Raw genomic sequence first — 18,677 nt, forward strand, 5'->3', positions numbered from 1 at the left:
TCGTTTTTATGTTAGCAAAAATCATTGCGGCCAGTGTCCGCAACAAGCTGCTGGTGGGCCTGCTGCTGCTGGCGCTCATCGCCTGGGGCGGCTATTCGGCGGTGAATATCCCGCTCGACGCCATCCCCGACGTCACCAATAACCAGGTGCAGGTCATCACGCAGAGCGACGCGCTGGCGGCCCAGGAGGTCGAGCAGCTCATCACGATTCCGCTCGAATTGCAGCTGCGCACGGTGCCCGGCGTCACGGAAATCCGCTCCATCTCGCGCTTCGGGCTCTCGGTGATTACCGTCGTCTTTCCCGACGACATGACCACCTACCAGACCCGGCAGCTGGTGGCCGAAAAGCTCAAAGCCGCCGGGGCCGACCTCGCGGCCGGGGCCGGCCCGCCCACGATGGCCCCCATCACCACGGGCCTGGGCGAGATTTACCAGTACACCATTCGGGTGCTGCCCGGCTACGAAAAGCAGTTTTCGCTGGCCCGGCTGCGCGACGTGCAGGACTGGATAGTGAAGCGCCAACTGGCTGGCGTGGAAGGCATTGTGGATGTGAGTAGCTTCGGCGGCTACCTGCGCCAGTACGAGGTGGCCGTGGACCCCGCTCGCCTGGCCGCCAACGGCGTGACGATGGCCGAGCTTTACCAGGCCCTGCAGGACAACAACGCCAACACCGGCGGGGCCTACATCGAGCGCGGCCCCAACGCCTTCTTCATTCGGGGGGAGGGGAGGGTCAGCTCGCTCGATGACCTGGGCGCGACCGTTATCAAGCAGGCGGCCAGCGGCGTGCCGCTGCTGGTGCGCGACGTGGCTACGCCGCGCATGGGCCACGCCGTGCGCTACGGGGCCATGACCCGCAACGGCCAGGGCGAAACCGTGGGCGCGGTGGTGCTGATGCTGAAAGGGGCCAGCTCGGAGCAAACCATCAAGAACGTGAAAAAGCGGGTGGCCGAAATTCAGAAAACCCTGCCCAAAGGACTGGTTATCACGCCGTTTCTGGACCGTACCAAGCTCATCGACAAGGCCATTGCCACCGTGGAGCACAACCTCATCGAGGGCGGCATTATCGTGCTGGCGGTGCTGCTACTGCTGCTCGGCAACTGGCGCGCCGCCGTGGTGGTGGCCCTCATGATTCCGCTGTGCATGCTCTTCGCGCTGGGCCTGATGAGTGTGTTTGGCGTGTCGGCTAACCTGATGAGCCTCGGGGCGTTGGACTTCGGGCTGATTGTGGACGGGGCCGTGATTATCGTGGAGGCCGTCATCTTTCACATCGTGCACCAGCGCGCGCAGGCCGCCCACGAAACGATGGACGACATGACCGAGAGCGCCGCCACGCGCCTCATGTCGTCGGCCCTGTTTGGGCAGCTTATCATCCTCATCGTGTATTTCCCCATCCTGTCGCTGACGGGCATTGAGGGCAAGATGTTCCGGCCGATGGCCCTCACGGTGAGCTTCGCCATTATCGGGGCCATGATTATGTGCCTCACGTTTGTGCCGGCGGCCACGGCCTGGGCATTGAAGAAGGACATTAAGGAGGAAGGCACGATTGCTTACCGCATCATGAAGTTTCTGCACCGCGGCTACGACCCCATTATCCGGGCGGCGCTCGGCTTGCGGTGGGTAGTGGTGGGCGGCGCGGTAGCGCTGCTGGTGCTGGCCGGCTTCATTTTCTCCAGAATGGGCGGCGAATTTATTCCGCAGCTCGATGAGGGCGACATTGCCCTGAACGTGACCCTTTCGCCCGGCTCGTCGCTGAGCCAGACCATTGCCACCAACCTGCGCGTGCAGCAGATTCTGAAGGCGAAATTCCCGGAGATTGAGCAGATTGTGGGCAAAAGCGGCACCTCCGAAATTCCGACCGACCCGATGTCGCTGGAAGACAGCGACGAGATGGTGATTCTCAAAGACCACAGCGAATGGACTTCGGCCAGCACCCGCGAGGAGCTGGCGGGCAAGATGCAGGCCGCGCTGGCCGGTATTCCGGGCGTGAGCATGGAGTTTCAGCAGCCCATCCAGATGCGATTCAACGAGCTGATTTCGGGCGTGAAATCGGACGTGAGCATCAAGATTTACGGTGACGACCTGGCCGTGCTCTACGAGAAGGCCAACGAAGCCGCCGCGCTTATCCGCCCGCTGGGGGGGGTAGGCGACCTGAAAGTGGAGCAAATCGCGGCCCTGCCGCAGATGCGCGTGACCTACAACCGCCAGAAGCTGGCGCAGTATGGCCTCAAGGTGAGCGAGTTGAACATGATACTGCGGGCATCTTTCGCCGGCGACATCGCCGGGCAAGTGTACGAGGGCGAGCGCCGCTACGACCTCGTGATGCGCCTCGACAGCGCCCACCGCGCGGGCCTGGCCAACCTCCGGGACCTGTACGTGGACACGCCCGGCGGCCAGAAAATCCCGCTCGATGAGGTAGCCACCGTGGCGTATAAGAACGCGCCCATCCAGATTTCGCGCGATGACGCCCGCCGCCGCATCAACATCGGCATCAACGTGCGGGGCCGCGACGTGCAGAGCCTGGTGCAGGAAATTCAGCGTAAGCTGAACACCGGCCTCCAGCTGCCGCCCGGCTACACCATCACCTACGGCGGCCAGTTTGAAAACCTGAACCACGCCATTAAGCGCCTGAAAGTGGCCGTGCCGGTATCGCTGCTATTGATTTTCCTGCTGCTCTACCTCTCATTTCGGTCGGTGAAGCAGGCGCTGCTCATTTTTACGGGCGTGCCGCTGGCCACCATTGGCGGCATCGTGGCGCTGTGGGCGCGCGGGATGCCGTTCAGCATTTCGGCGGGGGTAGGGTTTATCGCGCTCTTCGGCGTGGCGGTTTTAAACGGTATCGTGCTGCTGGCCAGTTTCAACGAGCTGGCCGCCGAGGGCGTGGCCTCGGTGCGTGACCGTGTGCTACGCGCCACCGAGGAGCGTTTCCGGCCGGTTATTCTCACGGCCAGCGTGGCTTCGCTGGGCTTTTTGCCGATGGCCCTGAGCACCTCGGCCGGCGCGGAGGTGCAAAAGCCGCTGGCCACAGTCGTCATTGGCGGCCTGCTTTCGGCCACGCTGCTCACGCTGGTGGTGCTGCCGGTGCTCTATATGCTCTTTACTAAAGACGGCGAGCCTAACCCCCGCGATGCCGCCCAGGCCCAGGAAGACGCCAAGCACGCCGCCGAGAAAGGGGAGGAGCCCGGCCAGCATCAGACCCCAAAACCAGACCAGCACCCCACCAAAAAGCCCGCGCCCGCCGTGGTCACGGCCGTGCTACTCTTAGCCTGGCTGGGGGGGGTAGGGCGCCCGGCGCTGGCCCAAAACACGCTCGGCTCCACGGCCGGCCAGTCGCTGAACCTGAGCCAGTCGCTGCAAGCGGCGGGCCTCCAAAACCAGTCGCTACAAAATGCCGGCCTGCAAACCCAGCAGCAGCGGGCGCTCATCCGCACGGGCATTGAGCCGCCGCGCACGGTGGTGGATTTCCAGCTGGGCCAGACGTCGAGCAACCTGACTGACCACACCTTCAATATTATTCAGCAGACGGCTTTTCCGGGGGTGTACATCGCGCAGCGTAAACTGCTTGAAGGGCAAGGAATTACAGCTGAGCAGCAAGCTGCGGTGAGCCGCCGCAACCTGGTGCAGTCCGTTCGCTCGGGCTACTATGGCCTGCTCGTAACCTACCGCCGGGTGGCCCTGCTGCGCCGCCAGGACAGCCTGTATCGCCGCGCCGCCCACGCCGCCCTCATCCGCTATAAAGTGGGCGAAACCAACCGCCTGGAGCAAGTCGCCGCCGAGGCCCGCGCCCGCGAGCTGGAAAACCGCCTGCTCACCGCCCTCTCCGACCTGGAAGTGCAGCGCGAGCAGCTGGGCCAGCTGCTGGGCCGCCCCACGCCCGCCGCCATCGACACCACCGACGCGCTCATCGCCCCGCTCACGCCTGCCGACACGGCCGCCCTCTCGCCCGAGAGCAACCCCACCCTGGGCCTATTGCGCCAGCAAATTGCCGTGAGCCAGCTGCAAACGCGGGTCGAGGAATTGCGCCGCCTGCCCGACCTGCGCGCCGGCTATTTCCAGCAAACCATCCGGCCCGAGTTTAGCGCGCTGCACGTGGGGCAGCTGGGGCTGGCCATTCCGCTGCTGGGCCAGGCCGGGCGGGCGCGCGTGGCGGCGGCCCGCCTCGGCGAGCAGGTGGCGCAGGGCCAGCTGAGCTACGCCACCAGCCAGCTCAGCACCCAGCTCAGCACGCTGCGCCGCCAGCTGCGCCGGGCGGCAGCCTCGCTCGCCTATTACCAGAAAACGGCCCTGCCCCAGGCGCAGCTTATCCTGACCACGGCCGAAAAAAGCTTCCGGGCCGGCGACATCGACTACGTGACCTACGTGGTGAATACCGACCCGGCCTGGCAGATTCAAACCAATTACCTCGACCAGGCCCAGCGCTATAATGACCTGGTAGTGAGTGTGCAGGCGCTTACTGGCCCGGATAAGCCGTAGGGGCGGGGCTTGCCCCCGCCCGCCGTTGGACGACCACCGTCCGCGTCGCCTACCCATTCCTACCCCCTCCTTGTCAACCAGCTGGCTAAAATCATTCAACGACGGGCGGGGGCAAGCCCCGCACCCTACTTATGCCTTTCAACCTCAACCTCTACGTCCTGGCTGCCAGCCTGGCCTTCCTCACCGCCTGCGGTGCCAAGCCCGACGACGCGGCTACCAAAGAAGCCGGCGGTAAAGCTGGCAAAGCCGCCGCGCCTACCTCCCCCGCCAACCCCGACCAGGTGATGATAAGCCCCGCCCAGGAAAAAGCTGCCGGCATCACGTTCGGCACCTTCGAGCGGCAGAACATGACCACCGAAGTGCAGGCCAACGGCTCGGTGGAGGTGCCGCCCGGCAACCGCGTTTCGCTCACCGCCATCATGGGCGGCTACGTGCAAACCGTTGACGTGCTGCCCGGCGAGCACGTGCGGGCCGGCGAAACGGTGGCCACTCTGCGTTCGCCCGAATACCTGACCCTGCAGCAGAACTACTTGCAGAGTAAGGCTAGAGTGCGCTTCCTGGCCGAAGACCTGGAGCGTCAGCGCATTCTGGACGTGGAGGACGTGGGTGCCAAGCGCAAGCTGCAACTGGCCCGCGCCGACTACGCCACCGAGCAGGCCGCCCTGCGCGCTACCGCCGCCCAGCTGCGGCTGCTCGGCATTTCGGTGGCGCACCTCGATGCCACGGGCCAGATTGTGAGCCGCGTGCCGCTCACTACCCCCATCGCCGGCTTCGTAAAGGCCGTTAATATCAACCCCGGCCAGTACGTGGGGCCGCAGGATGTGCTGGTGGAAGTGCTCAACCGCGACGACCTGCACCTGGAGCTGAAGGTGTTTGAAAAGGACGTGGCCCAGGTGCATCCTGGCCAGAAAATCCTGTTTCAAATCAAGGGGGCCGGCCGGCCCGACGAAGTGCTGACCGCCCGCGTGTTTCTGGTGGGGCAGGCCTTCGACGACGACGCGCGCACCGTGCGCGTGCACGCCCACCTGGAGCCCGAGCGCACCGATTTGCTGCCCGGCCAGTTCATCGCCGCCCGCATCCAGACGGCCGGCGCGCGGGTGCGCACCCTGCCCGAAGCCGCCCTCATTCAGGCCGGCGAGCTGAGCTACATCTTCCGCCGCGTCGGCACCGACTCGGGCCGCACCATCTTTCGGCGCGTGAAGGTGCGCGCCGGCCTGCCCCAGCACGGCGACGTGCCCGTGACCGTGCTCGACCCGCTGCCCGATACCACCGGGCTGGTGCGCCGGGGCGCTTATTTTCTGGATGCCGAGCTGCGCAAAGGCGAAGGCGGCGACTAGGGCCGTAACGAGGGGGGTAGGGCCAGCCTGAACAGCGGTGGCCCGCTCTAATAGCCCGATTGAGGAATTGCCTTAAGCAAACTTTAAGGCAAAAACCGGGTCTTCCTGCAAATTCATTCGCCAGTATTCTCGTTCAACCCCCGGCTCCCCGACCAGTCAGCCACTCCTGCGCCGGCTGGCGAAGCCGTAAAAAATAGCGGTGGCCCGGCGTAGGGGTAACGGCCGCCGTCCGTATCTTCTCCCTGGCCAGCCGTTTGCCAGCCGCCCTACCCCTCACTTTCCTATGCGTTATCTATTGCTGGCCGGCCTGGCCTTGGCTGCCACTTCGGTCGCGGCCCAAACGGCCCCTTCCTGGACGAATTCGCTACCCGTGGCCCTGGAGCAGGCCAAAGCCAGCCAGAAGCCGGTGCTGGCCGTGTTTTCGGGCTCCGACTGGTGCAAGCCCTGCATGATGCTCAAGCAGGAAGTATTTGACCAGCCCGAGTTTGCGCAGTATGCCAAGGGCAAGTTCGTGCTGGCGCGCTTCGACTTTCCGCGCAACAAGAAAAACCGCCTCGACCCCGCCCAAACCAAGCTCAACGAAGATGCTGCCGCCCGGCTCAACCAGGAAGGCGCGTTTCCGGCCGTCGTGCTAATTTCGCCCGAGGGCAAAATCCTGGCCCGCACCGGCTACCGCCCCGGCGGCGTCACCGCCTACGATACCTACCTGGAGCAGCTGCTCGCTAAAAAATAAGGCCGATGCCCAAGTTGTGGACGTTGCTGAGTAGCAGGGGGGTAGGGCCGCTGGCCGCCGGCCTGTTGCTGTGCGCCGGCCTGCCGGCCCACGGGCAGGCACCCACGGTGGCCGCGGCCCACCAGGCCCGCGCCTACACCCGCGAGGCGCACCTGATGGGCTCGCATTTCACCTTCACGGCCGTGTCAGGCGATGACTCGCTGGCCTGGCGCGCCCTGCGCGCCGGCTTGCGCGAAACCTGGCGCATCGACCGCCTCTTTTCCTACTGGGATTCGACCTCGCAAGTGGTCAAAATCAACCGCTTGGCGGGCATCCGGCCGGTGGTGGTGGACCCGGAAGTATATGACCTTATTGAGCGTACACTTAAAATCTCCCAGCTCAGCGGCGGCGCGTTCGACATCACGTTTGCCAGCGGCGATAAGATTTATCAGTTTGATAAAACCGAGCACGCCAGCCTGCCCGACTCGGCCCTCGTGCGCCGCTCCATTCGGCGCATTGGCTGGCAAAAGGTGAAGCTCGACCCGGCCACGCACGCCGTGTTTCTGCCCGAAAAGGGCATGCGCATCAATCTGGCGGGCATTCTGCAAGGCTATGGCGTGCGGCGGGCCGAAGAGATTATGAAGAAGATGGGTATCGCGGGCGGCCTCATCAACGGCTCGGGCGACGTGTATTGCTGGGGCAAGCAGCCCGACGGCGCGGGCTGGCGCATTGCCATCGGCGACCCGGCCCGGCCGCACACCGTGTCGTCGTGGCTGACAGTCAGCGACATGGCCGTGGTCACAGCCGGCAATTATGAGCAGTATTTCACCGTAAAAGGTAAATACTACGGCCACATTATTAACCCGCACACCGGCTACCCGGCCACGGGCCTACGCTCGGTCACCATCATTTGCCCCGACGTGGAGCTGGCCGACGCCCTCGACGACGCCGTATTCGTGCTGGGGGCCGGGCCGGGCCTGGCCCTGATAAACCGCCTCAAAGGCGTGGATGCCACCGTGATAACCGACGATGGCCAAACGCTGGTGTCGCGCGGGATGCAGCTCAACGCCTACCACAGCGCCGCGCCGGCGGCCCCTACCCCCTCCGCCGCGCCCCAAGCCAAACGCTCTTCTCCACCCCAGCCATGAAATCTTTCCCCTTTCGCCCGGCCCTGCTGGGCCTGCTGCTGGCGGGCAGCGCCCTGCTGCCAGGCTGCGTGTCGGTGGCGGCCTACCAAAAAGCTTACCTCAACGACGAGGATATGAAGCTGGCCACCCGCAAAGTCGAAACCTCCGAGGTCAACTTCGAAAGCTACCGCGAGGGCGGGGGCGGCGCCAACGGCGGCAAAGTAGGCGGCGGCTGCGGCTGCAATTAACTAATGTTACGCGGAGGTTGTCGTCCACCGCGTTCACCCCATTTACTTAATACCAATCAGTTTCGTCCTTTCCTTCGTAATGCCCTATCCCTCTTCTTTTCCCCGATGAACCCCATTGTTACCGCCCCGGCTGAACACCACCTCACCAGTTCGGCCATGCTGCAAGATATTGTTATTGGCTTGTCCGATGGCCTCACGGTGCCGTTTGCGCTGGCGGCCGGCCTGAGTGGGGCGGTGCAGTCGTCGGGCCTGGTCATCACGGCGGGCCTGGCCGAAATCGTGGCTGGTTCCATCGCGATGGGCCTGGGCGGCTACCTGGCCGGCCGCACCGAGGTGGACCACTACGCCGCCGAGCTTACCCGCGAGCACGAGGAAGTGCGCACCGTGCCCGACACCGAGCGGCAGGAAGTGCAGGAGCTATTCGTAGAAATGGGCCTCTCCGAAACCACCGCCGCCCAAGCCACCAACGAGCTGGTGAAAGACCCCGAGCAGTGGGTCAAGTTCATGATGAAGTATGAGTTGGGCCTCGAAGAGCCCGACCCTAAGCAGGCGTTCAAGAGCGCTTTTACCATTTCCGCGGCCTACGCCGTGGGCGGCCTCATCCCGCTCAGCGCCTATTTCCTGACCGCTACCCCCCACGAAGGGCTGCTGTGGTCGGGCCTCATCACGCTGGTGTGCCTGCTGGTATTTGGCTATTTCAAAAGCCGCCTGACGGGCCAGGCCCCGGTAGCGGGAGCCATCAAGATGGCGGCTACCGGCGCGGCCGCCGCCGCGGCGGCCTTCTACGTGGCGCGGCTGGTGCAGGGCCACGGCGTGTAGTTTTGTAGGGCGCGGGGCCAGCCCCGCGCCCTACCCCTTATGAAAATATTACTGGTTGAAGACGAGCCCAAGCTCAGCTCCTTCGTGCGCAAAGGTTTGGAGGGCGAAGGCTACTGGGTGGAGGCGGCTTTCGATGGCCAGCTGGGCCTGAGCATGGCCCTGAACGGCGACTACGACCTGGTGATTCTCGACGTGAACCTGCCCCAGCTCAACGGCTTTGAGGTGTGCCGCCGCCTGCGCGCCGAGCGGCCTCAGGTGGCCGTGCTGCTGCTCACGGCCCTGGGCAGCATCGCCCACAAAACGGAGGGCTACGACGCCGGCGCCGATGACTACCTGGTGAAACCCTTTGAGTTTCAGGAATTACTGCTGCGCGTGCGCGCCCTCTACCGGCGCTACCACGACGCCGGCCCCGGCCGCGTGCTGCGCGTGGCGGACCTCACGCTGCACCTGGCCACCAAAAAAGTGGCGCGCGCCGGCCAGGCCATCACCCTCACCGCCCGCGAGTACTCCCTGCTCGAATACCTGCTGCTCAACCACGGCCAGGTAGTGTCCAGGGTCGATATCGCCGAGAAGGTCTGGGACCTGAATTTCGATACCAACACCAACATCATCGACGTCTATATCACGTATTTGCGCCGGAAGATTGACAAGGATTTCGCGCCCAAGCTCATCCACACGGTGGTGGGCATGGGCTATGTTTTGAGGGAGTAGGGGGGGTAGGGAGTACTAAAGAACGTCATTCCGAGCTTGCCGAGGAATCTCGCCCGCCTTGTTGAACGAAGCCCGAACGACTGCGAGCGAGATTCCTCGGCAAGCTCGGAATGACGTTCTTTATTGCCCCACACTACCCCCCCCAAACATGACCATCCGCGCCCGTCTCACGCTCTTCTTTGCCGGCCTGATGCTGGCGCTGGTGGTGGCGGTGTCGTGCGGGGTTTACTTTTTTGAGCGCAACAGCCAGCGCGACATCTTCGCGCAGCGGCTGCTGCGCAAGGCCGAGGCCACGGCCCAGGTATATGTGCGCAAGCACGACCGCCTGGAGCCGACCGACGCCATTCTGCTGCTCACCCAGCAAAACCAGTACGAAGCTATCTACAACGAGGCCAATGAGTTGGCCTATACCAGCCGGGCCAATCCCAGCCTCATCATCACCTCGCGCTTTCTAGTGCAGGTGCGCACGGCGGGCCGCCTGCTTTTCAATCACGAAGCAGCTCAGGGGGTAGCGCTGTATGCCAACGACGAGGGCGAGCGGTTTGTGGTCATCGTGACGGCGGAGGACAGCTACGGCCACGATGGCTTGCTGCGCCTGCGCAACAACCTGCTGGTTAGTGATTTGCTGGGCATGGTGCTGGTGGTGCTGCTGGCCAACCTCTTTGCCGGGCGGGCGCTGCGCCCGGTGCAGCAGCTGAGCCGCGAGATTCAGGGGCTATCGTCGCGCACGCTCGACCAGCGCCTGAGCACCGGCAACGGCCGCGACGAGCTGGCCCGCCTGGCCGCGCAGTTCAACGCCCTGCTGGCCCGCCTGGCCGACACGGTGGCCCAGAACCGCAGCTTCGTCAACCACGCCTCGCACGAGCTGCGCACGCCGCTGGCCAACCTGCTGGGCACGCTCGACATCTCGCGCGCCTACGACGAGCGGCCCCAGGAGCTGCGCGCTACCCTCACCTCGGCCACCGAAGAAGTGCGCCGCCTCATCTCCCTCACCAACGACCTGCTGCTGCTGGCCGAGCTCAGCCAGGAAAAGCCCGCCTCCGACCTGCCCCTGGTGCCCGTGCTGCTCATCGAGCCCCTGCTCGACGCCGTGCAAACCGTGCAGCGCCGCTACCCCGGCACCAGCATCGAGCTGCAATTGCCCGAGGCCGTGGAAGACTGCCAGGCCCGCGCCCACGCCGAGCTGCTGACGCTGGCCCTGGTCAACCTCCTCGATAATGCCTGCAAATACTCGCCCGCGGGCTCGGCCGTGCACGCCAGCCTCGCCGCCGGGCCGCGGGGCTGCGAATACGGCGTGCGCGACGCCGGCCGGGGCATTGACCCCGAGGCCCTACCCCATATTTTTGAGCCCCTGTACCGGGCCGAGGCCGTGCGGGGCCAGGTGCCGGGCAATGGCGTGGGCCTGAGCCTGGTGCAGCGCGTGGCCGAGCTGCACGGCGGCGGCATCGCCGTAAAGTCGGGGGTAGGCGAGGGCACCGAGTTTCGCCTGTGGCTGTGAGCGGTGGCCCAGGCTTTTCGGTGCCCGGCAACTACCGGCCAAATAGCCTGGGTTTTATTAAATTAATTAATTTATTGGGGATTTATCCAGCCGGCCTTCATCTAAAACCCTGGGGTAGGGGGCTACCTTCGTAGTAGCTATGTGGTTGCCCCAACGGGCTGCCCGCTGCCGACGGCGGTCTCTACCCGGCGTTTAGTAGGTGAAAAGCCGGCCGCGACGCGGGCTGGCGCGGGCAAGTAGCTTTTGGCTGGCTGCTGCCCGGTAGCGCGGCTTCTGGAGCCGCGCCCCCAGCGTGCATTCGTATGTCCGATTCCAAGCTTACTACCCGCTACGAACAGGCCCTGGCCTGGTTCGACCACTACCTCATTCGGCCGCTGTACACGGCGCGGGTGCGGCGGCTCATTCTGCAAAGCTTCCCGTTCTGGATTGCTTCGCTGCTGACCGGCGCGATGGCCGTGGGCTACGAGCGCGTCTTCAATTGGGCCGAGCAGGTGAGCTTTACCTGGCTCAGCAAAGTGCCGCTCCAGGCGTTCGGGCTCACGCCGGTCGCGTTTTTGGCGGCCTGGGCGCTGATTCATTACCTGGCCCCGGCCGCCAGGGGCAGCGGCATTCCGCAGGTGATGGCGGGCATCGACCTCTCCAACCCCTCGCAGTATCGCCACACCGAGTATTTGCTGAGCCTGCGCGTGGGCATCGTCAAAATAGTGAGCAGCGTGGTGCTGCTGCTGGGTGGCGGCATCATCGGCCGCGAGGGGCCCACCATTCACGTGTCGGCGATTATCTTCCGCACTATCAATCGCTTGCAGCCGGCGGGCTGGCCCCAGCTCTCGCGCCAGATTGCGCTCGTGACGGGCGGCGCGGCCGGGCTGGCCGCCGCCTTCAACACCCCGCTCGGCGGCATCGTGTTCGTGGTGGAGGAGCTGACCCAGATTCACTTGTCGCGCTTTCGCATGGCCGTGTTCGCGGCCGTTATCATCGCTGGGCTCACGGCCCAGCAGTTTCTGGGCCCTTATCTCTACCTGGGCTTCCCGAAGGTGACCTCGCCGGCTGGCTGGTTTCAGGTGCTGGCAATGGGCTGCGCGATGGTCTGCGGCCTGGCGGGGGCGCTTTTTGGCAAAACCCTGCTGGGGGTGGCGCAGTACCGCAAGCGCTTCACCACCCTGGGCGCGCAGATGGGCTGGGTAGTGGGCTGCGGCTTCGCGCTGGCCACGCTGGCCTACTTCGTCGGCGTGGATGGGGTAGGAACCGGCAAGCCGATTATCAACCGCCTGCTGTTTCAGAACAGCGGCACCACGCCCTTCTACCTGTTTCCGGTGCGCTTCGCGGGCATGGTGCTCAGCTACAGCGCCGGCGGGGCGGGGGGCATTTTTTCGACTTCGCTGAGCGCGGGCGCGCTGCTCGGCGATGGCCTGGCCCGCCTGGCCGGCGTGCCCATCGTGGACCGCAACCTGCTGATTCTGGTCAGCATGGTGGGGTTTCTGACCGGCGTGGTGCGCTCGCCTTTCACGGCCGCCATCCTGGTTTTGGAGATGACGGACCGCCATTCGGCCATTTTCCAGCTGCTGATGGGCGCGCTGCTGGCCCAGGCCGTGGCCGCGCTCGTGGACCCGCACTCGCTCTATGAGCACCTCAAGCACGGCTTCATCCGCGAGGCGCTGGCTCAGGAGCTGAGCCCGCAGGCCGCCGCCCTACCCCCCGACCACGACGACGAGCACGACCACGAGCAGGAAAACGTGAAGCCCCAGAAAACGCAGCCAACCGAGTAGCGCGAACTTTCCAGTTCGTGCGCGAGCGCAACGAGCAGGCGGGGCCGCGCGGCGCGAATGACCCTGCTCGCTGGTGCTCGCGCACGAACTGGAAAGTTCGCGCTACTTACTTTTTCAGCTGCCTGAGCATTTCCTCGGCGGCGGGGCCTGACGAGGCGGGGTTCTGGCCCGTGATGAGGTTGCCGACCGTCACCACGTGGGGCTGCCAGTCGGCCTTTTTCGAGTAGATGCCGCCGTTTTCCTTCAGCATATCTTCCACCAAAAAGGGCACTACGTTGGTGAGCTGCACGGCCGCTTCCTCGGTGTTGGTGAAGCCCGTTACGGCCTTGCCTTTCACCAGCGGTTCGCCGTTGGCGGCCTTCACGTGGCGCAGCACGCCGGGGGCGTGGCACACCACGGCTACCGGCTTGCCGGCGGCGTAGGCCTTTTCAATCAGCGCGATAGAGTCCTTATCCTCAGCCAAATCCCAGAGCGGGCCGTGGCCGCCGGGGTAGAAAACGGCGTCAAAATCCGCAGCCTTAATCGTGTCGAGCTTCACGGTGTGGGCCAGCGCCTGCTGGGCCGCCGGGTCTTGCTTGAAGCGCCGGGTGGCATCGGTCTGGGTATCGGGCGTGTCGCTGGCCGGGTCGAGCGGCGGCTGGCCGCCCTGGGGCGAAGCCAGTGTGAGGGTCGCGCCGGCATCCTTGAATACGTAGTAAGGCGCGGCAAATTCTTCCAGCCAGAAGCCGGTTTTGTGACCCGTGTCGCCGAGCTGGTCGTGCGAAGTCAAAATGAGGGCAATTTTCATGATTTTGCGAAATAGATGGGGTAAGAATAAACGGATGACCGCGAAAGCGAACCCGGAATGCTTTTATAATTAAAAATTAAGAATAATAAATAAAAACTATGGTGACTACATTTTTAAATTATCATTCTTAATTTTTAATTCAACTAAGCCACTTTCACCACCGCCTTGCCCGTGTTGTCGCCCGCGAACAGGCCCAGGAAAGCAGCCGGAATCTGGTCGAAGCCTTCGGTAATGGTTTCCTCGCCCTTCAGCTGGCCGGCCGCGTACCATGCGGTCAGCTGCTGCACGCCTTCGGGCCAGCGGCTGAGGTAGTCGCTCACGATGAAGCCTTGCAGCTTGGTGCTGGTTTTGAGGATTCCCTTCCGGGCGCGGCCCCATCGGCGTTTCCGTCGCGTTATAAGTTGAAATCTGGCCGCAGAGCGCGATGCGCGCGTGCTTGTTCAGCAGGTCATACACGGCGTCGGTGATGGCCCCGCCCACGTTGTCGAAATAGCAGTCCACGCCGGCCGGCGCGGCGGCGGCCAGCGCCTGGGCCAGGTTGGGCGTAGTCTTGTAATTGATGGCCTCATCAAAGCCCAGCTCCTTCAAATAAGCCACCTTCTCATCGGAGCCGGCGGTGCCGACCACGCGGCAGCCCCGGATTTTGGCCAGCTGGCCCACGATGCTACCCACCGCGCCCGCTGCCCCCGACACCACCACCGTTTCGCCGGCCTGGGGCTGGCAAATGTCGGGCAGCCCGAAATAGGCCGTGAGGCCGGGCATGCCCAGCAGGCCCAGAAAGTAGCTGGCCGGCGCCTTATCGGCCGGCACGCGGCTCAGGCCCGTGGCATCGGCCACGCTGAACTCCTGCCAGGGCAGGTTGCCGACCACCACGCTGCCCACCGGCAGCGCCTCGCTGTGGCTGGCCACCACCTCGGCCACCACGCCGCCCGCGATGGGCTGCCCCACCTCGAAGGGCGCGATATACGACTTCGCCGCGCTCATGCGACCCCGCATGTAGGGGTCCACGGACACGTACAGCGTTTTGAGGAGCACTTGCCCTTCGGCGGGCACCGGCACCTCGCGGGTTTCGAAGCGGAACTGCGCGGCCGTGGGCACGCCCTGGGGGCGGCTGGCCAGCAAGATGGTATTGGTAGTCATAAGGTATTGAGTAACAGTCGCCCCAAGTGGGGGTAGGGAAATAAAAAACGCCCAGGCTCAACCCGAGCTTTTTTAAGGGAGTTAAGAGTTGAGAGTTAAGAGTTAAAAATCAGGCGAAAAGGTTTTTAACTCTTAATTCTTAACTCCCTTAATTCTCGCCTAAATACAGCTGCGCGGAAATTGCTTTAGGCGTTGGTCGTAGTGGTGAGGGTAACTTCGATGTTGCCCCGCGTGGCGCGCGAGTAGGGGCAGATGCCGTGGGCGGCTTGCACCAGCTCCTCGGCCTGCGCCTGCCCGAAGCCGGGTAGGTTCACGTGCAGGTCGGCCGAGACGCCGTAGCCACCATCTTCGGCCTGGCCAAAGCCGATAAATGCTTCTACCGACACGTTTTCGAGCTTCACTTTGGCCTGGCGGGCGGCCACGCCGAGAGCGCCCTCAAAGCAGGCGGCGTAGGCGGCGGCAAACAGCTGCTCGGGGTTGGTCGCGCCGGTTTTGCCGGGGCCGCCCATCTCCTTGGGCGTGCTCAGGGTGAGGTCGAGCACGTGGTTGTCGGATGTTACGTGGCCGTCGCGGCCCCCGATGGCTTTCGCCTGCGCGGTAAATACTTTGTTGATTTTCATGGTTTTATAAAAAATGCCTGGCTAAGCCAGACGGGTAAGAATCTGCGTGAGCTGCGTGCGCAAAGCGGCCAGCTCGGTCAGCGTGAGGCCCACCCTGGCCAGCAGCTGGGCCGGAATGTGGCCGGCCCGCGCTTCGAGCGCCCTACCCCCCGGCAGCAGCCCGATGACGACCGAGCGCTCGTCGCGCGGGTCGCGGCGGCGGCTGAGCCACTGTTGCTGCTCCATGCGCTTGAGCAGCGGCGTGAGCGTGCCCGAATCGAGCAGCAGCTTTGTGCCCAACTCCTTCACCGTCAGCTCCTCATGCTCCCAAAGCAGCAGCAATACCAGGTATTGCGGGTAGGTAAGGCCCAGCGCCTGCAAGTAAGGCTGGTAGGCTTTGGTGAGCTGCCGCGACACGGCATAAAACGGAAAGCAAAGTTGGTTTTCCAGCTTCAACAGCTCGTTCGGCGCGGAAGGGGGGGTAGGGACGGTTGGCATGGCGTTCGGGTAGTAAACTACGGTTGATTGCGCAATGTTTAATTGTGCGCAATTTATTTTTATAAAGGTTGTGTACTACCCCGGTAATTGCTGATTGCCTTCACGCTTTGGCCGTCGGCCAGCGCGGGATTACGCTGCGGAACTCGCCCTAGTTGGGAGGTGCCTAATTATCATCAGGGTATCGCTCGCTTGGTTCTTCATCCCAGCTTTGAACGAAACGAAAGCCTGTGTCGAGTAAAAGTGTTCGCAGCTCAGGAGCATCCAGGCTTTGCGCAGGCCGATAATGCCAATGGTAAAAGCCGTATTCCAGATTATAAAGCTCCTTGGTTTGCTTAAATCCTAATGCCATTATTGCTTCACCGAAGCTGATAAATAGTTTTTCGTCTTGGGTCTGAAAAAATATCTTCTTATGCTCATTGAGGGTAAGTATTATTGTATCAGAGTTCAGAGTAACGGCACACTCCACAAAGCCATTCCGCAGGATATTCTCCTTATTTTCAAGCAAAAAATATTCTATACTGGTTGGTAATTTGCTGGTATCAATGGCCCATAATTCACTCTTTTGATTATGCCAATGGCCCTTTATACATACTTCTATTCTGTCTGGCGATGGGATAAATTTTAAAGTTTTAATAAATGTCTCCAATAATTTATCCTTTCCCACAACTAACTCAAAATCAAAGCTATTATTATCCTTATCGTGAAGCGCGATAAACCCTTCTTTAATCAATTCATACTCGAACTCGCCATCTTCATTCGATTTAATAATTCCAGTTGGTGAAATAAAATCCTTATCCTGTGAGTCCAAAGGATAAGAGTAGCTTTGCGGTCCGGTAAGGACTAAATCGGTAAGATTGATAAGGTCCTCGGGCTCTTCAAAATTATCAAGTATATCCAGCCGAGCAGCTTCCGTAGCTTCTGGATTAAGTATGCCAAGTTCTTCAGCAGCAGCTTGTAAAGCATTATCCAAGGCTTCGCCACAATGCTGCCCATAAGCATAGAAATTAGCAACAGTGCCAGAAAGCTCGTTGGTCGGGCCACCAATCAGAAAGTACCAGTATTGATTTGGGGTTGGCATATAATTGCTTTGAGGAGAGATGCACAAATCTACTGTCTTCTTAACATTAGAAACTTCTAATTTGCCTCCAATCCTACGTTAATACCCCTGCCGCACCTTTGGGTAATTCCTCCGCGAATAACTCACTGGTATGGTCACTTTTATGCGTTTCTTCGGGCTGCTGGCAACGCCGGCGGTGGCGTGGTCGGCCGCGACGGGGCCCACCGCGCCGGCGCGGGTGCTGACCCTGCCCGAGGCGCTGACCCTCAACCAGACGAGCGACCCGGTTATCAGGGCGCAGCAGGCGCGGCTGCAAGGCGTCACGTTTCGCACGGCCGAAGCGCAGCTCACGGCCGTGCCCAAAGTTATTGCGCAGGCGCAGGCGTTTTATGCCACCAGCAACCAGATTCGGGGCGCGTTTTTTCCTAATGGCGGCTCGGTGCCGGCCATCGAGGGCGGCTACCGGCCCAACGGTGCTAACCAACAGCAGGCCAACGGCAGCCCGCTCACGTGGTCGAGCTTCGGCACGCTGCTGGCCGACGGCCCCATTGCCACCTTCGGCAAAACCCGCGCGGCCATGCAGGTGGCCCGCACGGCCCAAAACCGCCAGCAGGCGGCGGTCGATAACACCGTTTTCCGGCAGCAGGTCGAAACCGCCAGCGCCTACGTGGCCGTGCTCGATGCCGCCGCTGAGGCCCGCGTGTGGGCCGGGCAGGCGCGCCGCCTGGCGGCCTTGCGCCAGGTGGTGCTGGCCCGCACCCGCAGCGGCCTGCGGCCGGGTGCCGACTCCTCTTTAGTGAATGCCGATTATGCCCGCGTGCACCTGCGCGCCCAGCAGGCCCAGTTGCGCGAACAGACCGAGCGCCTGCGCCTGGCCGAGCGGGTAGGGCTGCGCGCTAGTGAGTTTGTGGTTGATACCGTGTCCTTTGCGCGCATCGCCCCCAGCCAGCTGCCCGGCGCGCCCGTGGCCGACAGCCTGCTGCTGGCTGCCCACCCCGCCGCCCGCCTCCGCCAGGCCGACCTCGACCTGACCCTGGCCGGGGCCGAGGTGCTGCACCGCGCCCGCTGGCCTAGTCTGCGCGGCATCGCGGCTTTCTGGACGCGCGGCTCGGGCATCGGGCAGGGCGAGTATAACGAGCTGAATTACAACACGAATATCTGGGCTGGTTTGCAGCCGCGGGTGTTCAATGGCATGGTGGGGGTAGCGCTGGTGTGGGACTTCACCGAGGCCTGGCACCTGCACCACGCCGAGCAGGAAACCCGCCTGTTCGCCAGCGCCCGCCGCTACGACGCCCAAACCACTACCCTGGCCCTGCGCCGCGCCTTTGCCACCGCCGACCTCGACGCCCGCGCCAGCCAGCAGCTTCAGCAGCAGGCCGCTACCCAAACGGTGGCCTCCCGCGCTGCCTACACCGCCCTGCTGGCCCGCTACGACAACGGCCTTGCCAATGCCGCCGACCTCAACCAGGCCCTCGACGTGCTGCAAACCGCCGAACTGCGCGGCCAGCAAGCGCGCTTCCAGGGCTGGCAAAGCCTGCTTAACCAAGCGGCGGCCGCTGGCCGCCTGCCCGATTTTTTAACTGCTTTGAAAGGATAAAAAATAGACTTGTTGTGATTTGAAAGTCAAGGACATAGATAAAAATTCCACAACCCTGCACAAACTCCTAACACGTTGTCGTAGCGTTTCCAATCGTGCATTCGTAGACGGTCACTCAAAATCCGATAACGTTTCCAGCCACCGATAGCATGTTCCACTATAATACGTTTACTCGCCTGTTCTTTATTTAGGGCTCGCTGCTCCAGGGTCAATTCTTTTCCCTTAGGTTTTTTAATTGGTAGAAAATAGGTAGGACACTTATAATCCTTACCAAACCCCAGAAATCCTAAATCCAGGCGAACAGTAAATTTT

14 protein-coding genes and 1 pseudogene are annotated in these 18,677 nt (G+C 62.8%); 10 read left to right on the forward strand and 5 right to left on the reverse strand.

Annotated features, from left to right (window positions below; all coding sequences use genetic code 11):
• The first annotated feature begins 8 nt into the window (after window positions 1-8).
• From A0257_03015 to A0257_03055, 9 genes are all read left to right on the forward strand, one after another.
• Entirely contained in the window at window positions 9-4,469 is a 4,461-nt protein-coding gene (locus A0257_03015) for a hypothetical protein (protein ID AMR26161.1), read from the forward strand.
• 131 nt (window positions 4,470-4,600) lie between these two features.
• The gene (locus tag A0257_03020) at window positions 4,601-5,806 is read left to right on the forward strand and encodes a hypothetical protein (protein ID AMR26162.1); all 1,206 of its coding nucleotides are present in this window, start codon (window positions 4,601-4,603) and stop codon (window positions 5,804-5,806) included.
• Between the two features lie 295 nt (window positions 5,807-6,101).
• A complete protein-coding gene (locus A0257_03025) occupies window positions 6,102-6,539 on the forward strand; it encodes a hypothetical protein (GenBank protein ID AMR26163.1) in 438 nt (145 codons plus the stop codon).
• Between the two features lie 5 nt (window positions 6,540-6,544).
• A complete protein-coding gene (locus A0257_03030) occupies window positions 6,545-7,666 on the forward strand; it encodes a hypothetical protein (GenBank protein ID AMR26164.1) in 1,122 nt (373 codons plus the stop codon).
• 26 nt (window positions 7,667-7,692) lie between these two features.
• A complete protein-coding gene (locus tag A0257_03035; protein ID AMR29606.1) occupies window positions 7,693-7,893 on the forward strand; it encodes an arginine decarboxylase in 201 nt (66 codons plus the stop codon).
• A gap of 105 nt (window positions 7,894-7,998) precedes the next feature.
• Window positions 7,999-8,712, forward strand: a complete 714-nt coding sequence (locus A0257_03040) for an iron transporter (GenBank protein AMR26165.1) — start codon at window positions 7,999-8,001, stop codon at window positions 8,710-8,712.
• Between the two features lie 39 nt (window positions 8,713-8,751).
• Window positions 8,752-9,423 carry a DNA-binding response regulator gene (locus tag A0257_03045; GenBank protein AMR26166.1) on the forward strand — a complete coding sequence of 224 codons (672 nt, stop codon included), beginning with the start codon at window positions 8,752-8,754 and terminating at the stop codon, window positions 9,421-9,423.
• 148 nt (window positions 9,424-9,571) lie between these two features.
• A complete protein-coding gene (locus tag A0257_03050; GenBank protein ID AMR26167.1) occupies window positions 9,572-10,921 on the forward strand; it encodes a two-component sensor histidine kinase in 1,350 nt (449 codons plus the stop codon).
• A 302-nt stretch (window positions 10,922-11,223) separates the two neighbouring features.
• On the forward strand, window positions 11,224-12,687 hold the full coding sequence (locus tag A0257_03055) for a chloride channel protein (GenBank protein AMR26168.1): 1,464 nt from the start codon (window positions 11,224-11,226) through the stop codon (window positions 12,685-12,687).
• A gap of 106 nt (window positions 12,688-12,793) precedes the next feature.
• Here the strand turns inward: A0257_03055 and A0257_03060 are convergent, their stop codons facing one another.
• The 5 genes and pseudogenes from A0257_03060 to A0257_03080 all read right to left on the reverse strand — a co-directional run bounded on the left by A0257_03060 (window position 12,794) and on the right by A0257_03080 (window position 16,519).
• Window positions 12,794-13,474, reverse strand: coding sequence for a dimethylallyltransferase (locus A0257_03060; protein ID AMR26169.1), 681 nt, complete (start codon window positions 13,472-13,474; stop codon window positions 12,794-12,796).
• A gap of 143 nt (window positions 13,475-13,617) precedes the next feature.
• Window positions 13,618-14,614, reverse strand: a pseudogene (locus A0257_03065) (NADP-dependent oxidoreductase).
• 185 nt (window positions 14,615-14,799) lie between these two features.
• Window positions 14,800-15,234: an Ohr subfamily peroxiredoxin gene (locus A0257_03070; GenBank protein ID AMR26170.1), complete on the reverse strand. Its 435-nt coding sequence runs from the start codon at window positions 15,232-15,234 to the stop codon at window positions 14,800-14,802.
• Window positions 15,235-15,255: 21 nt separating this feature from the next.
• Window positions 15,256-15,711 carry a MarR family transcriptional regulator gene (locus tag A0257_03075; GenBank protein AMR26171.1) on the reverse strand — a complete coding sequence of 152 codons (456 nt, stop codon included), beginning with the start codon at window positions 15,709-15,711 and terminating at the stop codon, window positions 15,256-15,258.
• Between the two features lie 163 nt (window positions 15,712-15,874).
• On the reverse strand, window positions 15,875-16,519 hold the full coding sequence (locus A0257_03080; GenBank protein ID AMR26172.1) for a hypothetical protein: 645 nt from the start codon (window positions 16,517-16,519) through the stop codon (window positions 15,875-15,877).
• Window positions 16,520-16,919: 400 nt separating this feature from the next.
• Here A0257_03080 and A0257_03085 point away from each other — a divergent pair, with 400 nt between their 5' ends.
• Window positions 16,920-18,365 carry a hypothetical protein gene (locus A0257_03085; GenBank protein AMR26173.1) on the forward strand — a complete coding sequence of 482 codons (1,446 nt, stop codon included), beginning with the start codon at window positions 16,920-16,922 and terminating at the stop codon, window positions 18,363-18,365.
• The last annotated feature ends 312 nt before the right edge of the window (window positions 18,366-18,677 follow it).

The sequence above is a fragment of the Hymenobacter psoromatis genome (assembly GCA_001596155.1).
Classification (GTDB): domain Bacteria; phylum Bacteroidota; class Bacteroidia; order Cytophagales; family Hymenobacteraceae; genus Hymenobacter.

Coding starts and splice junctions, on each gene's coding strand:
- A0257_03015 (AMR26161.1), top strand. CDS start 9: ATGTTAGCAAAAATCATTGCGGCCAGTGTCCGCAACAAGCTGCTGGTG.
- A0257_03020 (AMR26162.1), top strand. CDS start 4,601: ATGCCTTTCAACCTCAACCTCTACGTCCTGGCTGCCAGCCTGGCCTTC.
- A0257_03030 (AMR26164.1), top strand. CDS start 6,545: ATGCCCAAGTTGTGGACGTTGCTGAGTAGCAGGGGGGTAGGGCCGCTG.
- A0257_03040 (AMR26165.1), top strand. CDS start 7,999: ATGAACCCCATTGTTACCGCCCCGGCTGAACACCACCTCACCAGTTCG.
- A0257_03045 (AMR26166.1), top strand. CDS start 8,752: ATGAAAATATTACTGGTTGAAGACGAGCCCAAGCTCAGCTCCTTCGTG.
- A0257_03050 (AMR26167.1), top strand. CDS start 9,572: ATGACCATCCGCGCCCGTCTCACGCTCTTCTTTGCCGGCCTGATGCTG.
- A0257_03055 (AMR26168.1), top strand. CDS start 11,224: ATGTCCGATTCCAAGCTTACTACCCGCTACGAACAGGCCCTGGCCTGG.
- A0257_03060 (AMR26169.1), bottom strand. CDS start 13,474: ATGAAAATTGCCCTCATTTTGACTTCGCACGACCAGCTCGGCGACACG.
- A0257_03070 (AMR26170.1), bottom strand. CDS start 15,234: ATGAAAATCAACAAAGTATTTACCGCGCAGGCGAAAGCCATCGGGGGC.
- A0257_03075 (AMR26171.1), bottom strand. CDS start 15,711: ATGCCAACCGTCCCTACCCCCCCTTCCGCGCCGAACGAGCTGTTGAAG.
- A0257_03085 (AMR26173.1), top strand. CDS start 16,920: ATGGTCACTTTTATGCGTTTCTTCGGGCTGCTGGCAACGCCGGCGGTG.